At 46.4% G+C, this 17,080-nt stretch carries 13 protein-coding genes; 9 read left to right on the top strand and 4 right to left on the bottom strand.

From position 1 onward, the window contains the following. Nucleotides 1-2 precede the first annotated feature (2 nt). A complete protein-coding gene (locus MHH57_RS24290; RefSeq protein WP_165145776.1) occupies nt 3-1,196 on the bottom strand; it encodes an FAD-dependent oxidoreductase in 1,194 nt (397 codons plus the stop codon). 36 nt (nt 1,197-1,232) lie between these two features. Beyond that, nucleotides 1,233-2,468 (bottom strand): FprA family A-type flavoprotein, encoded by a 1,236-nt coding sequence (locus tag MHH57_RS24285; RefSeq protein ID WP_039271834.1) that lies wholly within the window; start codon nt 2,466-2,468, stop codon nt 1,233-1,235. Nucleotides 2,469-2,815: 347 nt separating this feature from the next. Between MHH57_RS24285 and MHH57_RS24280 the strand changes: the two genes are divergently transcribed. The 8 genes from MHH57_RS24280 to MHH57_RS24245 all read left to right on the top strand — a co-directional run bounded on the left by MHH57_RS24280 (nt 2,816) and on the right by MHH57_RS24245 (nt 14,140). Continuing rightward, nucleotides 2,816-3,157: a cupin domain-containing protein gene (locus tag MHH57_RS24280; protein ID WP_029518716.1), complete on the top strand. Its 342-nt coding sequence runs from the start codon at nt 2,816-2,818 to the stop codon at nt 3,155-3,157. A 113-nt stretch (nt 3,158-3,270) separates the two neighbouring features. Then, entirely contained in the window at nt 3,271-4,044 is a 774-nt protein-coding gene (locus tag MHH57_RS24275) for a class I SAM-dependent methyltransferase (RefSeq protein WP_342434627.1), read from the top strand. Nucleotides 4,045-4,317: 273 nt separating this feature from the next. Further along, on the top strand, nt 4,318-5,949 hold the full coding sequence (locus MHH57_RS24270; RefSeq protein ID WP_029518714.1) for a response regulator: 1,632 nt from the start codon (nt 4,318-4,320) through the stop codon (nt 5,947-5,949). After that, nucleotides 5,946-7,709 carry a sensor histidine kinase gene (locus MHH57_RS24265; RefSeq protein WP_342434626.1) on the top strand — a complete coding sequence of 588 codons (1,764 nt, stop codon included), beginning with the start codon at nt 5,946-5,948 and terminating at the stop codon, nt 7,707-7,709. Before MHH57_RS24270 ends, MHH57_RS24265 begins: the two co-directional genes overlap by 4 nt. A 210-nt stretch (nt 7,710-7,919) precedes the next feature. Further along, the gene (locus tag MHH57_RS24260) at nt 7,920-9,587 is read left to right on the top strand and encodes an ABC transporter substrate-binding protein (protein ID WP_029518712.1); all 1,668 of its coding nucleotides are present in this window, start codon (nt 7,920-7,922) and stop codon (nt 9,585-9,587) included. A gap of 14 nt (nt 9,588-9,601) precedes the next feature. Then, on the top strand, nt 9,602-10,582 hold the full coding sequence (locus MHH57_RS24255; protein WP_029518711.1) for a sugar ABC transporter permease: 981 nt from the start codon (nt 9,602-9,604) through the stop codon (nt 10,580-10,582). Between the two features lie 439 nt (nt 10,583-11,021). After that, a complete protein-coding gene (locus MHH57_RS24250; RefSeq protein ID WP_029518710.1) occupies nt 11,022-11,945 on the top strand; it encodes a carbohydrate ABC transporter permease in 924 nt (307 codons plus the stop codon). Between the two features lie 62 nt (nt 11,946-12,007). After that, nucleotides 12,008-14,140: an endo-1,4-beta-xylanase gene (locus MHH57_RS24245; RefSeq protein WP_029518709.1), complete on the top strand. Its 2,133-nt coding sequence runs from the start codon at nt 12,008-12,010 to the stop codon at nt 14,138-14,140. Nucleotides 14,141-14,319: 179 nt separating this feature from the next. On the opposite strand, the gene hxlB is transcribed toward MHH57_RS24245, so the two are convergent. Continuing rightward, the gene (gene hxlB, locus MHH57_RS24240) at nt 14,320-14,877 is read right to left on the bottom strand and encodes a 6-phospho-3-hexuloisomerase (RefSeq protein WP_209947649.1); all 558 of its coding nucleotides are present in this window, start codon (nt 14,875-14,877) and stop codon (nt 14,320-14,322) included. Between the two features lie 5 nt (nt 14,878-14,882). Beyond that, nucleotides 14,883-15,518: a 3-hexulose-6-phosphate synthase gene (gene hxlA, locus MHH57_RS24235; protein ID WP_340933625.1), complete on the bottom strand. Its 636-nt coding sequence runs from the start codon at nt 15,516-15,518 to the stop codon at nt 14,883-14,885. Between the two features lie 556 nt (nt 15,519-16,074). On the opposite strand from hxlA, the gene MHH57_RS24230 reads away from it, so the two are divergent. Then, nucleotides 16,075-16,950 (top strand): DNA-binding protein, encoded by an 876-nt coding sequence (locus tag MHH57_RS24230; protein WP_165145785.1) that lies wholly within the window; start codon nt 16,075-16,077, stop codon nt 16,948-16,950. The last annotated feature ends 130 nt before the right edge of the window (nt 16,951-17,080 follow it).

The following is a 17,080-nucleotide window of genomic DNA, read 5'->3' as shown; positions in this document are numbered from 1 at the left end:
CTTTAGTTCTCCTTGTCATTCAAAATTTTTGTAAGCTCTGGTGCGTCCGGTTTGAGTCCCTGCATGATAGCTGTTTTGTAGGGTAGTGAAGCAAGAGCATCCCCAAAGCCAATCACGCCGCAGATAGAGCCGTCTTGTATGAACATACGTGTATAAGAAGCTTGATTTTTAGTAATCAGGCTGGTGTCGCAGACTTGTTCATCTACTAGACCGATGGAAAAGAGAGGGGATTCGTAGCAGTTCGACAGGGTTACAGGGAGGGGACGCTGATAGCTGACGGATGCGCCAGCCATATTGGCGCCTGCTATTTTTCCCTGCTCCATTGCGCTTTCCCACAACCCATCTACTCTACCCTGAAATTCGGCTGCATCACCTGCTGCATAGATATTGGCGGAGCTGGTCTCCATCTGCGCATTCACCAGAATGCCTTGTCCAATATCAAGGCCGATTTGGCGAGCAAGCTCCGTATTAGGTACAATTCCGATAGAGTACACGACATGCTCGCAGGGGATAACAGAGCCGTCCTGTAGTTCCACACCTTCTACGTGATCTGTGCCTTTAATACGCTTTACGCCTTGCCCAAGGTGTACCTGAGTACCCCGTTCGGTTATTCGATCGGTCAAAATAGCGGAGGCCTTTTCATCTAGCTGGCGGGGCATAAGCCGATGCGAAGCTTCCAGTATGGTTACAGAATATCCTGCTTGCTGGAAGGACCAGGCGGTTTCCACGCCTTGAATACCGCCTCCGATGATGCATATCCGGTCTCCCTGTCGCAATTCCGCTTTAAGGCTATCTGCATCTTGTCGAAAACGGATATTGTGAACGTTCCTTAGAGAAGCCCCCTCTAGCACAAGCTTACGGTTGTGAGCTCCTGTACACAGCAGCAGCTTGTCATAAGCAACGGTTTGTCCATTTATGGTTTGGATAGTACGATCCTCAGGATGTATCTCGGTTACCTTGATGCCGGAATATACATGAATTCGTTGATTGGCAAACCATTTTTCCTTTTTGATCAGGATTTTGTCACTGTGCAAATCAGTGAACAGTCCCTTGGAAAGTTTGACTCTGTTGTACGGAAAGGATGCTTCCTCTCCGTAAATAGAAATTTCAGCCAGCTCATCATGATCTCTAATCGCTTTTGCTGCGTTGACGGCGGCGACACTGCCTCCGATAATAACGTAATGTTGGTTACCCATTCAGTATCTCTCCTATTCGCTATATGCTACTGTGTTTTAAATAACACTAAGCAGTAGATCTGAGACAAATTCAGCGGCATTTTTAATTTTTTTCACTTTTTCAACATCTGTAGGAGAGAAACGAATACGTACCGGGAATTCCACATGGGTCATACCTGTTGATTTGATTACATCTGAAGTGCTTTGGACCTTCATATTGGTACCGTTCAAGTAATCTTGTACGACTTCAATGGCTTCCCCGCTCCAGCCGTAGGAACCAAAAGCAGCAGCCAGCTTACCTTCCAGATTCATCTTTTGCATTTGTTGCAATAGGTCTTCCAATTTGCCCGTCATATCAGCATATTTGGTAGAGCTACCGACGAAAACAGCATCCGCTGAGGCAATACTATTCAATATTTCCGTTTCATCGGCTTTATCCACGTCCCATAGCTCCACCTTGATTTGGTTCTCTAAAAAGCAGTCTTTCAGAATGTTTGCCATTTTTTTAGTATTATTTTTTAGGGTGGCATAGACAATCGCTACTTTTTTATCCTCCTTGGTTTCTGTACTCATAGAGGCGTACAAATCGATAAACTTGGCAATATCATGCCGGATTGCGAAGCCGTGGGAAGGTGCAATCATCTCAATATCCAGATCGGCAACAGCTTCGATTAATGTGCGCACATATCTGCGATGTGGATGAATAATAGCCTGATAGTATCCGACAAAGTCCTCGGTGATATCAAAACCAGCCTCATCGGCAAATAGATGCTCTACAGCCACGTGTGTACTGAAAATATCGCAAGGGAACAAGATTTTATCTTCTATACAGTACGTAATCATGGTTTCTTCCGTATGCAGGTAAGGTGTTTCTTTGAACAGCAGCGTTTTGCCTCCAATGTCCAGTTGATCCCCATCCTTGATGACGAGGAAGTTGCGATGCTGAAGCTTGTACATTTGTTGAATTTCCGGAACGGCAATCTCCGTGCAGACGATCGTAGCGTTCGTTGCCTTGGAGGCAAGTGCCGCCAATCCGCCCGAGTGATCTGGTTCCGTGTGATTGACGATAATATATTGAATATCCAATGGATCGATTAATTCGGCTACAGCCTCTGCAAATTCTCTACCGAACGCCATATCTACGGTATCTACAATGGTTGGTTTTCCGGTTTTCAATAGATATGCATTATAGGTTGTGCCCTTAGATAGTAGAAGACGATGAAAGGGAACCTCACGATTATCAATTTTTCCTACCCAATAAATATCCTTTGCCAGTTGGAATCCTGGTTTCATAGGAACAACCTCCTGCTTGTTTTTGTTTGTCTAACACAATTCGATTCTAGTTGGATGTGTCGATGAAAAAGATGATTGAAATCAAATTTTTAAATATTTCAAAAGTATTTTTGACTTTAGGATTTTGCAAAATTCGATTCCAGTCGCCCCAAAGTACAATATATAGACGAACTAGACCATTTCGATCTATATATTTTGTTCATTGAAAGTCGCTTATTGGATTTTTGCAAAATCCTCCTTAAATTTAGTATTGTGATTGCAATCACAAGGCGAGCGAAATAATCCAATACAATAAAGGTATAAATCCATCTTAAGCAATTTAATTCCAAACAGGAGCGTGAACCAATATGAAAAAATCAAACCTCATTCAATTTCAGGAATATAAGGAAGCAGCCTTTACAAAACGAATTGTGCATAAGGAAGCCGACAATGTAATTTTTATTCTCAACTTTACTCCTAATGCCGAGCTGCCAACACATAATCACCCGGGAGCGAATGTATATTTGCTTGTTCTTGAAGGCAGCGGTACTGTAACTGTGAACGGCGAAGCAACGGAAGTTGTCCAAGGGGATATCATTCATGTTACGGGCGATGAGCACTTTTCCTATCGTGGCGGTGCAGAGACGAATTCCAGTCTGCATGTAGTGTTGACCCAAACGCCAAGTGAAAGCTATGCGCAGAACATATAAAAGAAGACATAGCAGCAACATGCTCATATAAAAAAAAGAAAATGGTTATTTTTTTACACTCGTATTGATAATGAATATCATTATCGTATTTTAAAAAGAGGTGTTAATGGCCAATGCAGACAGTAGATTACAATCAGGTGCCAGGGCACTGGGTATTAGCAAGTCTCGGTAAGCGCGTGCTTAGGCCCGGAGGGTTAAAAACGACACGTTGGATGATAGAGGGACTTGACGTAACCGGGCAGGATGAGGTCATTGAGTTTGCCCCCGGATTGGGTATAACTGCCCAAATCACACTACAGCTTAATCCCCGCCGTTATATTGCGATTGAACAGAATGAGAAGGCGGCCTCTATCGTAAAAACGTATGCAAGCGGAGCAAACCGGGAAGTCATTATTGCCGATGCTGAACAAGTTACGTTGCCGGATGCCTCTGCGACGGTGGTATATGGGGAAGCCATGCTGACGATGCACACAAGGGCCAAGAAAGCGCAGATTATTTCGGAAGCCAGGCGGCTTTTGAAAGTAGGCGGGAAGTTTGCTATCCATGAGATGTGCCTTGCTCCTAGCCATATTGAGCCTGCGCTCAGAAAGCAAATTTACAAGGACTTGGCTGTAGCCATGCGAGTTAACGCGACACCGTTGACGGTGTCAGAGTGGGAACAGTTGCTGAAAGAGGAAGGCTTTAAGGTCGTTAAAATCTATACGGTTCCCATGCACTTATTGCATCTGCCACGTATCATTCAGGACGAGGGCTGGTTGAGACTTGGAAAAATCACCTTTAACCTTATGCGTAACCATGCTGCCCGGACAAGGGTTATGGGTATGCGCAAGCAGTTTGTAAAGTACGCCGACCATCTGCAAGCGGTCAGTATCATCGCTGAGCGATAGCCTGAATTCACGAATAAGAGAATAATAAAGCTTTTTACGCAATAGCAAAAAAAGGAGACGACCCCCCATTCAGGGATTCGTCTCCTTTTTGTATATTTGCTGCTTGGCTTGGCTGCTGGTGTGCGCATGCTTTGCACCCCTCTATTTGTCATATCATAGGTGTGGTGAAAATTTCCAATCCCTGATGTTTTTACATTATCATAGTGACTAAGATCGTTGGAATAGTTAACTAAAATAATAAAATAGGCGTACATCAAAAGGAGGAAGCGTGTTATGAAGCTGCATCGAGCCATTGTGGTAGATGATGAAACCTTTACTCGTAAAGGGCTGCTTCAACTCATGGATTGGCAAGCCTGTGGTTTTGAAATCGTAGGAGAAGCTGATAACGGTGAGGATGCGCTGGAGCTAATCAGCCGTATTCACCCGGACCTGGTCATTACCGATATTCGTATGCCTGTGCTCGACGGATTAGAGCTGATTCGATCTGTGCTCGAACAGAGTACAGAACATCCCGCGTTTATTATCTTAAGCGGCTATAGTGATTTCGCTTATGCGCAGCAGGCAATCCGCTATGGGGTTCATGATTTTATGCTTAAGCCGATTGATGAGGGTGACTTTTCGGCTACATTGCGCAAGCTGAGTGAGAGACTGCATCGTGAACAACAGAATGCGCAACGATATCAGAATCACCATGCAGGTGGGTTGTTAGAGACTGTGATGATGAACCCAGTGGATGATGTAGTGGTGACACAGTGGGAGCAGCAACTACGGCTTGAGGAGGCCACTTCTATGTACTATGTACTCGTCGAGCTGAATGACCAACATCCCTGGCGCTCTGGTGACAATAATATTATGCTATCGCTTTTCCAATTCAGGGAGCTTATAGAGCAAGCACTTCATCGTTTAATGGATGGCAAGTACCCTCTCTATGTCCATGAGCATCGCAACCGAATTGGTCTTATCGTACCGGACTTCTTTTTGAACTATTTTCAAGGCAAGGTCGAAGTCTTTATGAAAGCGCTACAACAGGAGATAGAGGGGATGAAGTCACTAAAAGACCAGCTGGGAAGTCGGGTTTTCATTTATGCAGGAAAGCCTGTGAATCGGTTGCAGGATATCCAGCAGTCCTATGCCTGTGCGAAGGAAGCAGTGCTCCATAAATACATTTATGACCATAGCGGTATTGTTGTATATCTACAGGAGGGAATGCCACCACTCCACTATAAGACCATACATCAGGACGTACTGGATCGCATGACGGAACAAGTCGAGGAACTGCGGTTGGAGGAGCTGCGTGTGGCCGTGGATAATTTATTTAGCAGCTTTCGGGAGGAGTGTTATGCACCTGAGGCTGTGAAAATGAGTTTGCATCAATGCGTACTTAGTATCGTTCGGGTCATTCAAAACATGCAGGGAGATGAGCGCTCACTTCGGTCACTAGAACCGATGATGAACTGGCAGGACATGAACCTGTCCCTGGGTGAACTACAGCGATTGTTTACAGCTTTTGCAGAGGAAAGTGGAAGGTATATTGGGGTTCTGCGCAAGGATTGTCAGCAGGGAGGCATCCAGCACATCCGTGCTTACATTGAGCAGCATGCCGCCGAGAATATAAGCCTGAAAAGTATTGCGGCTCGCTTTTACATGAACCCGGTGTACCTCGGTCAATTGTTCAGAAAAACGTATGGTGTGTACTTTAACGAATTCTTGCTGAAATTGCGCGTTCAGGAGGCAAAACGTTTGTTGCGGCAGACGGATCTGCGGATTTATGAAATTGCGGAGCGCGTGGGCTTTGGCAGTTCAGACTATTTTGTTACCCAGTTTGAAAAGACGGCGCACGCCACGCCTAGTGAATACCGCAACAGCCTGAGTATTGGCGACGAGCCAGAGAGGGCCGGCGAATGAAGATGCTGAGGACGACTCTTGATCATGTGCGATTGCGGGATAAAATGCTGCTGCTTTATTTTCTGTGTGTTTTCGCGCCTGTAGTGTTGACCAATCTGGTTTTTTACCATGTTACCTCACAAAATGTGAAAGAACAGCGTATTCAGGATATTTCGCGTGCACTGGAACAGATTAAAATTGAATTTTACCGTGAATTTGAAGATGCGATGGAAATCTCGTCTATCTTTTATACCGATCATCAGCTCAATGAGGTGTTGGAACAAACATATTCCCACCCTGCTGATTATATTGCTGCCTATGACTCTTATTTACGTCGTATCTTGAACAATAATTACAGTCCTGTATACCATTCCGTAGGTGGAATTACGATCTACACCGATAATTCAACGCTGCTGGATTCCGGGGGAGTCAGTTTTATAGATGAGAGGGTCAGAAGCTTGCCCTGGTATACCAAAATCCCGCCTGGACGCCAGTCCAAGCCTATATTTGTACGTACCGATGACAGTACAGGCGAACAGCTGCACCCTTTCAGCCTGATTCGGCGGATGAACTACTTTTATTCCCAAAATGGTCGTGAAAAAATACTGAAAATAGAACTGCGAATGTCGTCCATTCGTGAGATTTTCAACAACCTGAATTTGCAGGGAAGTCTCTTTCTGCTGAACGAACGAGGGGAAATCGAATATACAACGGATCCCAAAGTTGCTATAAACCACAAAAGTGTGGCCTATAGCACCCTCAAGCTGCCCGAGGACACGATGGAGTTCAAGACGAATTATGTGCTTACGAGCAATCTGAACGGCTGGAGCATTGTGGCAGCGGTATCCAGAGATGAAATGCTGTATGAAATGCAGGAATCCCGCAACTTTGTGCTCTTGTTAACCTGTGTAAATATGCTGTTACCTACATTAATTATTATCTGGATTACACGTTCGCTGAACGTGAGGATTCATCGTATTTTAAAGCACATGAAAAAGGTGAAAAACCAGCATTTTGAGCTGATTCCCGGTACAGAGTCGCGAGATGAAATCGGGCAATTAACAGGTGAGTTTAACCGGATGACGCTGAAAATAAAGCGACTGATTAACGATGTGTATATGGCTGATATTCAACGAAAAAATCTGGAAATTCAGCGCAGACATGCCCAGTTGAATGCACTTCACAGCCAGATCAACCCCCATTTCCTGTTCAATGCGCTGGAGACGATTCGCATGAGGAGCTTGATGAAGCATGAGGATGAGACAGCGCACATTATTCATAACATGGCACGGATATTCCGCAATTCGCTGGTGTGGAACAAGGATCGGGTTACTTTGCGGGAGGAGCTGGAGCTGATCCGTTGTTTTCTGGAAATCCAGCAATATCGCTTTGGTGAGCGAATACAGTACGAAGTGCAGGCGCGCTCTGAAGACTTGGACAATCTGCTTCCCAAAATGGTCGCGCTGACACTGGTTGAAAATGCAAGTATCCACGGCATTGAGCCGCTAAAGCATGGGGGACGCATTGAGATTCATTTTGAGCATGAGGAAGGACAACTGATTCTAACGGTTCGAGATGATGGGGTGGGCATATCTGAGGAACAGGTACAACGTTTATATGGTTACATGCAAAGGCAGGAAGAAATGGGTGAGCGTATAGGTCTGCAAAATGTCATCTATCGTCTTAAACTTTACTACGGGAGCCGCTTTGAGCTTGCCATACGCAGTGCCCCCGGCGTGGGTACGGAGATACGAATTAGGATTCCTGCGGATCGGGAGTGAGGTGGAGAGCGGTACCTATTTTGCTTTGAAGGACCTTTACCTATAGTTTCCTAAGTAACACCTTTAGATTGGCAGGTGAACGAAATGGACGGCATTTTATAAAATGAAAGTGCTTACAATTTAGGGCGTGCGGGATTCCCAGTGCTTGCGGTACGTCCGCACGATATTCACACACAATCGACAAAAGAGGGCGAAAGGGGAAGGTCTGGCATGACAAGCAAAAGGTTCGGAATCATCGGTCTGGTAATGGTTATGATGGCATCTATGATCACTGCTTGCTCAGGGAGCTCGGGCAAGGAGCCAGCGTCAGGAGATAGCAAGGAGAAAGTCACATTCACGTATTTTAATGCCACTGCGGGCAGGGACATTAATACCAATGAAACGCGGATCGGCAAGATCCTGGAGGATCAGACGGGGGTAAACTGGAAGCTGGAGCATTTGGTGGGTGATTCCAATACGAAGATCGGTACATTTATTGCCAGTAACGATTTCCCGGATGTGATAGTACCGGATGGCACGATCGATAAGCTGCTGGATGCCGGGGCTTTTATTCCCCTGAATGATTTGATCGACAAATACGGACCGAATATTAAGCGTGTATATGGACCGTACTACAACTTGATGAAGGCGGAGGATGGGAACATTTATTTTCTTCCGCTCAGTGCGGTGGTAGGCGATTATTTACCTGCGCCTAACTTGGAGCAAGGAGCCTTTTGGGTGCAACGCAGGGTATTAAAAGAAGCGGGATTTCCAAAAATCAAAACACTTGACGAGTATTTAGCCCTGATTCGTAACTATGCGAAAAAACATGCAGATGAGGGCTTGACTGGGTACCTGGCGTTAACCACGCAGGATAGGTTTTATGCTCTTACGAACGCGCCGATGCATCTGGCAGGCTATCCGAATGATGGCGGCACGATTATTGATATGAAGACACACCGGGCCACGGATTATGGAGATATGGAAATCACAAAGCGGTATCTGAAAGAGCTAAATCAGCTCAATGTAGAGGGCCTATTTGATAAATCGTCCTTTGTGGACAATTACGATCAATATTTGGCGAAGCTGACTTCGGGTAAGGTGCTGGGCTTTTTTGACTACCGCTGGCAGGCGGGGCAGGCCCTGAATAATCTGCAAGAGGCTGCCAAGCAATCGGGCAATGATGATATGGAGTATATAGGGCTGCCTATTGTATACGACCAGAATATAAAGGATCAGTACATTGATCCGTCGTCATTCGTTAATAACCGAGGCATAGGAATTACGGTCAGTGCCAAGGACCCGGTACGTATCATCAAATTTTTTGACAACCTGCTGACGGACGAAAACCAGATATTATCCAACTGGGGAATCAAGGGGGAAACCTATGATGTAGATAAAAAAGGACGCTTTTACCGGACTGAGGAGCAAATTAAGCAGACTGGTCAGGACGCGTTCCGCGAATCATTCGGGTTCAAATATTTTGAATATAGTTGGCCGCGATACGGTAGCGGTTCTACCCTGCCTGACGGTAACTCGGTTGGCCCCGGACGGCAGCCTGAGGTTGCGCGTATGTCCTACACCGAGGGAGATAAAAAGCTACTAAAAGTCTATGGTGTAGAGTCCTTCTCGCAAATGTTTTCCGCACCTGACGAGCGCCCATGGTATCCGGCCTGGAGTATTCCGATTGCTCAAGGCTCAACTGCGCAGCTCTTCCAGCAAAAGAAGGGGGACCTACAGCGCAAATATTTCCCGCGTTTGGTGCTGTCTGCACCGGAACAGTTTGATGCGATTTGGAATGAATACACTACTGAATTCAACAAGCTGGATGTAAAGGCGTATGAGGAGTTGATCACGAAGGAGGTTGCCAAAAAAATCGAAAATCCCGGTAAAAAATAAAGGAGGAAGCAGCTATGGGCCACTCGTCACCACCACCTGTCACGATCTCCCCGGATCATTTTCCGCCCTCGCGGCGAACCGGCTTTAGGGGATTTATGCACAAGCTGAATCAGCAACGGGCACTAGTATGGATGTCCGTCCCTTTTTTAATCTGGCTGTTCATCTTCAAGTATTTGCCCATCTGGGGCTGGACGATTGCCTTTCAGGATTTTAAGCCTGCCCGCAAGTTGCTCGATCAGCAATGGGTTGGATTAAAGCATTTCCATTTTCTGTTTCAGGATGAACACTTTCTGCGGGTCATGCGCAATACGCTGGCGATGAGCTTTATTAATTTGGTGTTGGGCTTTGTCACCGCTATAACACTAGCAATTTTGCTGAATGAGCTTCGTCAGCTCGTATTTAAGCGGGTGGTACAGACGATCAGCTATCTACCGCATTTTATTTCGTGGGTGGTCGCGGCCAGCATCATTAGTACGGCGCTATCTGCGGATGGCGGCATCATCAATGAGGTGCTGATGTGGCTGGGATTGATTAAGGAGCCTATTCTGTGGCTGGGCGAAGGAAGCTATTTCTGGGGCATTCTCGGTGCATCGGAGGTATGGAAAAATGTCGGCTGGAATACCATCATTTATTTGGCCGCGATGACGATGATTGATCCCTCGCAGTATGAAGCGGCTGAGATGGATGGAGCAGGGCGTTTTCAGCGGATTTGGCATGTGACATTACCCGGATTGAAGCCTGTATTTATCATCCTGCTCATTATGAACATCGGCAATCTGCTGGAATCCGGCTTTGAGCCGCAATACTTACTGGGCAACGGTATGAACGTGGATTACTCGGAGAATCTGGATATTTTTGTGCTGAAATATGGTATCCAGATGGGTAATTTCTCGCTTTCCATTGCTGCCGGGATGTTCAAAACGGTGGTCAGCTTCATCTTACTGTTTAGCGCCAATCATATTGCGAAGCGGTTAGGGGAGGAGAGATTGTTCTAAAAAAAGAGTGAGTTTCTGGGGAGGGCTCGTTGTCGCTTCGCGTGCGGATTGTTCTTCCGATCGCTGTTATCCCCGTATTTTCTTATTGGAATAAAGATCATAGGTTAAAATCCGGGGATAAAGGCGAACGCTCCGCTTCTTCAGAACAATTCCGCCCGCTCCGCTGCTACCCGCCGTAAAGTCACTTTTTTTGAGAACTGAGGGTAGTGGCAAGGGGAGAACTTAGGGAAGGCGCGTGACTCGCGCTTCCTTGGGTAAATGCGCCATGATGGTTGGCTCAGCTTCGCTTTCGCTTGTTTTTAGGACTGCTAGTGGTGGTGATAACAGAAGGTGCGAGCTCATTCATACTACGGGTGCAGGTCAGTGGATTTTTAACAGGCCGCTTCGCTGACCTTATCAGTCAGATGATTAGGCTATTTTTTAGAAAGGAGCGGAAGTCATGGGTAAAGGGAAGGCTGTACACGGGCGATTTCGGGCCCCCTCGGATCGGATTTTTGATGCGTGCAATATTCTGTTTATGCTCTGCCTGATGGTGTTCACGCTGTATCCGTTCTTGAATACACTGGCGGTTTCGTTGAATGAAGCGAATGATTCGATACGGGGCGGGATTTATTTGTGGCCACGTGAATTCACGTGGAGTAATTATGAATTTGTGTTCAAGGAAGCGACGATTTTTCATGCTACGCTGATTTCTGTATTACGTACGGTTGCGGGCACGGTGACTTCGGTGTTTTGCTGCGCGATGGTGGCGTACACGATCAGCCGGCCGGAATATGTGCTGCGTAAATTTGTTTCGATTGCTTTTATTTTAACGATGTATTTTAGCGGTGGACTGATTCCGAACTTTCTCCTGATTCGTGAGCTTGGGATGCTGGGGACTTTCTGGGTGTATGTTGTGCCGGGATTGATTGGGGTGTTTAATGTGATTGTTATTCGCTCCTTTATTGAGGGATTGCCGGAAGGGATTTTGGAGTCGGCGCGTATTGACGGGGCTGGGGAGTTTTCCACTTTTATGCGCATCGTTTTACCGCTGTGTGTTCCCGTGCTAGCGACGGTGTCGCTGTTTACAGCAGTCGCGCAATGGAATTCCTGGTTCGATGTGTTTTTGTACAATTCGTCATATGAACAATGGAGCACTCTTCAATATGAGTTGATGAAAATACTGCAAAATTCCAACACGTCTGTTAACACTCAGGACTATGCGAGCCAATTCGCTGGTTCGGAAAATCTAGCGAAGTCGGTCACGCCTACCTCAATTCGGGCCACGATGACGATTGTCGCTTCAGTGCCTATTATTTTAGTTTATCCCTTTTTGCAAAAATACTTTGTGAAGGGTATGACCTTGGGCGGTGTCAAAGGATAGTAAATGAAAACCAATGGTGCCAAATACCAATTCCAAAAAATCGGAGTACGGGAGGGATTGCTTTGCGGTCATGTTGGGTTAAGCCTTTTTGTCTGGTACTGGCTGGAGCGCTGTTGTTATCGCCTGTCGGTTGGTGGGGGGCGTCTGTACTAAAGGCAGCTCCGTCTATAGAACATTCCCCGCCCGTTTCGGATACGGTGCTGTCAGCGGGTAATATCCATAAGACCATTGGAACGTATGGATTTGAGCAAGGAAACAGCGACGGCTGGAAACCCCGGGGAACTTATACCCAAATTGCATCCGTCACGGAAGCAGCATATGGCGGCACGCACAGTCTGAAGGCAACCGCCCGCACAGCGGCTTGGAACGGGGCGGAGCTGGATGTGAAGTCGCTATTGCAGCCGGATGTAGAGTATGAAATTAGTGGCTATGTGAAGCTAGATGGTCATTCTGCGGTTCCGAGCATGGTTAAACTTACAGTGGAGCAGCAGCCGACAGACGGGACTACGACATGGAAGACGGTAGCGCAGACGGAGACGGCGGATACATCGTGGATTAAACTTCAGGGGAAATATACTTTTACCGGGGGGATGGATGCATTGAAGCTGTATGTGGAAAGCTCGAATCCCGCGCAGGCCTACTATGTGGATGAGGTAGAAATAACACAGGTATCGAAGACGCCAACGGAGCCGGCCCATGGTATCGTATCCGGGTTTGAAGAGGGTACGGCTCAAGGATGGGTGTCCCGTATGGGAGCCGAGACCGTGCAGGTTTCGGATGCCGATGCACGAAGCGGCTCATACAGTCTGCTGACAACAGGCAGACAAAAGACATATGCCGGACCGAAGCTGGATGTGACTGCTACGATGCAAAAGGGCAGCCGATATACGGTCAGTGCCTGGGTGAAGCTGGCGCCGGGTGAGCAGCCTGCCAAGGTGAGGCTCAGCGTGCAGCGTGATCACCAAGGGAATAGTTCGTATGAAACTGTTGTAGGCGACACGGCTACTACGACAGGGGGATGGATGCATTTATCTGGTACGTATACGCTCGCGCATGATGCAGACACTGTTTCTATGTATTTGGAAACGGCAGAAGGAACGTCTTCCTTTTATATGGATGATTTCGAACTGTCACTTGTACCACCACTGGCTATTGAAAAGGACATTCCTTCTTTGCATGGATTATATGGGGGACAGTTCAGCATCGGCACGGCGATTGAAGCTTTTCAGACCGAAGGGGCTTACGGAGAGTTGGTACAGAAGCATTTTAACAGCGTCGTTGCAGGGAATGCGATGAAGCCAATCTCCTTACAACCGTCCGAGGGACAGTTCCATTGGGAGGAAGCAGACCAAATTGTGCAGTTTGCTAGACAGCACGGACTAGAGATTCGCTTCCATACCTTGGTGTGGCATAACCAAACTGGGGATTGGATGTTCAAGGATAAGAATGGACAGCCGATGACACCGACTGCTGAAAATAAAAAGCTTTTGCTGGATCGGCTGGAGACGCATATTCGCGCTGTTGCAGCGCGGTATAAAAATGTCATCACCGATTGGGATGTGGTGAATGAGGTCATTGATCCTGATCAGCCGGATGGCATGCGCCGCAGCAAGTGGTATCAGATTACCGGTACGGATTATATTGAAAAAGCATTCCGTGTCACGAGGGAAGCGGCGGGCCCGAACGCACGACTATTCATTAACGATTACAACACGCATGAGCCGAAGAAACGGGATTTTCTGTACAATTTGGTACGTGATCTGCTCGCTAAAGGTGTACCGATTGACGGGGTAGGCCACCAATCGCATATCCGCCTAGAGTTTCCCGCTATTAGCGAGATTGAGCAGTCCATCGAAAAGTTTGCTTCGCTTGGTCTGGATAATCAGATTACCGAGCTGGATATGGGTCTTTATTCCAATGACACAGATCGCTATGAAACGATTCCAGAATCTATGCTGATCCGGCAGGCTCACCGCTATCGGGCGCTGTTCGATATGTTTTCAAGGCAGCAGGATCATATCAGCAATGTGACGATTTGGGGTACGGATGATGGAAATACGTGGCTCAGCACGTTTCCAATAGCCCGGCTGGATAAGCCGCTATTATTCGACGAACAGTTAAAGGCCAAATATGCCTATTGGGCACTTGCTGATTCGTCCAAAGTCCCGCCGTTGCCAGCAGGGAATAACGAATAAATGGTTTGAATACATGCCGGCCTTTGTTATCTCACCTGAACGCAATGGCGGTTTTACGGAAGTATGGATTGGCATGTATGCTGTATCGAACGTCCGCTTATACAAGCATAAAAGCAGGCTGTCCTTTACATTTCACATGTGAAGGACAGCCTGCTTTGTTATCGTAAAGGAATCGCGGTTTATTCCAAGTTAGCGTGTTGGCCAAACATAGATTCGGAGGTCAGCTTGCGCAGCTCCATCGTTCTGAGTACCAGTGCATCACCGTACAACAGCAGGGTTTGCTCAAACAATGAGCCCATAGGCTGAATCGTCTGGTAATCCTTGTTGGAAGGATCCTTGGGTGCACCGGGCAGCTTGACGATGATATTGGCCAGTTTGCCGATGGTAGACTCGGGGGACGTGGTTAGAAGCGCCAGAGAGGCCCCGAGTTTCTTTGCTTTTTCTGCCATGGAGATCAGGCTTTTGGTTTCGCCAGAGCCTGAACCAATAATGAGCAGGTCGCCCTCGCCCAAGCCGGGAGTTACGGTTTCACCCACCACGTAAGCTTGAATTTCCATGTGCATCAGTCGCATCGCCAGCGAGCGAATCATGAACCCTGAGCGGCCCGCACCTGCCACGAATACCTTATTCGCAGCGTCGATGGAGTGGATCAGCTGTTCCGATTCCGCATTGCTGATCAACTGTGGAACCCATTGTAGCTCGTTGAGTACCTCAGATAAATATTGAGAGGTTTCCATTGGGGTTAACCTTGTTTGATGAGCTGTTGCATTTGGGAAGCTACAGCCTTTTTGTCGTCCTCGCCAGTGATACCACCGCCGACGATAACCAGATCCGGTTGAGCCTTCACGACTTCAGCCAATGTGCTCAGCTTAATACCGCCAGCCACGGCAGTTTTTGAGTTTTTCACGACTTGTTTGACGGTTTGCAGTGCTTCGAATGGGCTCTGTCCTTCAGCTTGCAGATCGTAGCCTGTATGCACACAGATGTAGTCAACGCCAAGGGCGTCGATTTCTTTCGCACGTTGCTCCAGGTTTTTAACACCGATCATGTCCACCAGGATTTTTTTGCCGCCTTGTTTTTTGGCTTCTTCTACTGCACCTTTGATTGTTGCATCTTCAGCTACAGCCAAAATCGTAACGATATCTGCACCAGCCTCGGAAGCTTTTAGCACTTCATAGCCCCCTGCATCCATAACCTTCAGGTCAGCCAGCACTTTCAGATTCGGGAATGCCTCTTTCATTGCTCTTACTGCATGAAGTCCTTCATTGATGACAATCGGCGTACCGATTTCTACGATATCAATATACGACTCTACTTCTTTTACCAATGCAATCCCTTGTGGGATATCTACTAAGTCTAAAGCCAATTGAAGTTCCATGTTATTAACTTCACTCCTTAAGTGAATTTGTATTTGATGAACAGGTACATGCTCTGTTGAGTATCACTCTATACTTTGGTTTCATGCACAGGTTTGATTGTAAGGCCCAGCTATCCGGTTGAAAAGTACGCACTAATTCGTAACGTAGTTACCCCCACGATACTATAGCATCATAAAAACCATCCATGAGAGAGCCTATACTTTGTCTTTTTTAGTATTATTTCTATAAGGAGAGTCAACTATTCGTAACCGAGGATTTTGCAAAAATCCCATAAGCGACTTCCAATGAACAAGATATAGATCGAAATGGTTTGGTTCGTCTATATCTTGCACTTCGAAGCGACTGGAATCGAATTTTGCAAAATCCATAACCGTACACAGCAATGTAAGGTTGCAAAAAAAGAAGATAGCGATGATTGAATTGACTTCAAGTTAGGTTTTGACTATATTTGCAATATACGGTATGCAAAAATGGAGGCTAGCAGCATAACTGCCCTGAAAAATAGCCATTGGGCTAGGGGTAACCGCAATTTTCAGGCTAGGGAGGCGGGGTCTAATGGAAGAGGTCTTGAACCAAAGGGAAGCCATTTATTTGTTGTCGGACAGTCACGAACTCGATAAAGCTTGTGAGTTGTTTAGACTCAGCTACACACATAATGATTGGGATGAAGCGAACAGAGTAGCAGACTTTCTGCATACGTTGGCTGAAAACCTGTATCACACCCAACTGAGAAATGCTGCAGACGGCAAGTATGAGACATTGGACACCAAACACCCGCTAGTGTTTTATTATGCTTACAGTTATCTGGCGAAGTCTATTTACTATCAGAATATGGGCAAGTATGAGGAAGCTAGAAACTATATTATGAAGTATAGCGAAATGGGCTGGTTTATGGGGCTGGATCAGAGCGGTCACGAAGAAGTAGAGAGATTCCGTTTCCTCGCCAAGGCCAATTTATTTACGATTGAGTTACTTTCGGGGAGAAGGGAACTTTTGCCTGAGTACGTTCAATTTCTTCATGACAATGAAGAGGAGTTACTTCCAGGATTGGTTGGTATTGCGGAAGCGGCTAACTTGAATAATTGGAATATAGACGACCTGCTGAACGATTTTGCTGATGATATTAAAATATTTGAAGGTTATGAAGATAGAGCAAACCGCGTATATTATCTAAAACTGGTCAACCAATTGGCCATTTACCATTTCAAGAAGAAGCAGTACTCCGTTGCCTTAAATTATGTTCTTGATTCTCTGCAATTCTCTGCCAATGTAGAAGTGGATGCCAATTTCAGGACATTGGTTGCTCTGTTTGAGACTTATCGAGATTGGGCAACACCATCACAGCAAGAGCAATACCAAACCATTTTATTAAGGGGGCTTCATGCTGAAAAAGGCATTAATCTCGGTAACTATGGCCTTGGCGTCTCTTAGTATTGCTCTTCCGGTGGGAAATATTTGGGAAGGGTTAGACCCTGTGATTCCTTCAAATCATGGTGTTTTTTCTTTTTCTTATCCTGCTTGAGTTTCAGATTTAGATCCTTAAGCCCGATAGGCCTTTTGT

It is taken from the genome of Paenibacillus sp. FSL H7-0442, from assembly GCF_038593105.1.
Lineage (GTDB): Bacteria > Bacillota > Bacilli > Paenibacillales > Paenibacillaceae > Paenibacillus > Paenibacillus polymyxa_D.
This window is presented reverse-complemented; position numbering and strand designations above follow the sequence as displayed.

What these genes read in the sequence shown, in the direction of transcription:
- hxlB (WP_209947649.1), bottom strand. Translation starts at nt 14,877, where the DNA reads ATGGAAACCTCTCAATATTTATCTGAGGTACTCAACGAGCTACAATGG.
- MHH57_RS24285 (WP_039271834.1), bottom strand. Translation starts at nt 2,468, where the DNA reads ATGAAACCAGGATTCCAACTGGCAAAGGATATTTATTGGGTAGGAAAA.
- MHH57_RS24265 (WP_342434626.1), top strand. Translation starts at nt 5,946, where the DNA reads ATGAAGATGCTGAGGACGACTCTTGATCATGTGCGATTGCGGGATAAA.
- MHH57_RS24260 (WP_029518712.1), top strand. Translation starts at nt 7,920, where the DNA reads ATGACAAGCAAAAGGTTCGGAATCATCGGTCTGGTAATGGTTATGATG.
- MHH57_RS24290 (WP_165145776.1), bottom strand. Translation starts at nt 1,196, where the DNA reads ATGGGTAACCAACATTACGTTATTATCGGAGGCAGTGTCGCCGCCGTC.
- MHH57_RS24250 (WP_029518710.1), top strand. Translation starts at nt 11,022, where the DNA reads ATGGGTAAAGGGAAGGCTGTACACGGGCGATTTCGGGCCCCCTCGGAT.
- MHH57_RS24230 (WP_165145785.1), top strand. Translation starts at nt 16,075, where the DNA reads ATGGAAGAGGTCTTGAACCAAAGGGAAGCCATTTATTTGTTGTCGGAC.
- MHH57_RS24280 (WP_029518716.1), top strand. Translation starts at nt 2,816, where the DNA reads ATGAAAAAATCAAACCTCATTCAATTTCAGGAATATAAGGAAGCAGCC.
- MHH57_RS24275 (WP_342434627.1), top strand. Translation starts at nt 3,271, where the DNA reads ATGCAGACAGTAGATTACAATCAGGTGCCAGGGCACTGGGTATTAGCA.
- hxlA (WP_340933625.1), bottom strand. Translation starts at nt 15,518, where the DNA reads ATGGAACTTCAATTGGCTTTAGACTTAGTAGATATCCCACAAGGGATT.
- MHH57_RS24270 (WP_029518714.1), top strand. Translation starts at nt 4,318, where the DNA reads ATGAAGCTGCATCGAGCCATTGTGGTAGATGATGAAACCTTTACTCGT.
- MHH57_RS24255 (WP_029518711.1), top strand. Translation starts at nt 9,602, where the DNA reads ATGGGCCACTCGTCACCACCACCTGTCACGATCTCCCCGGATCATTTT.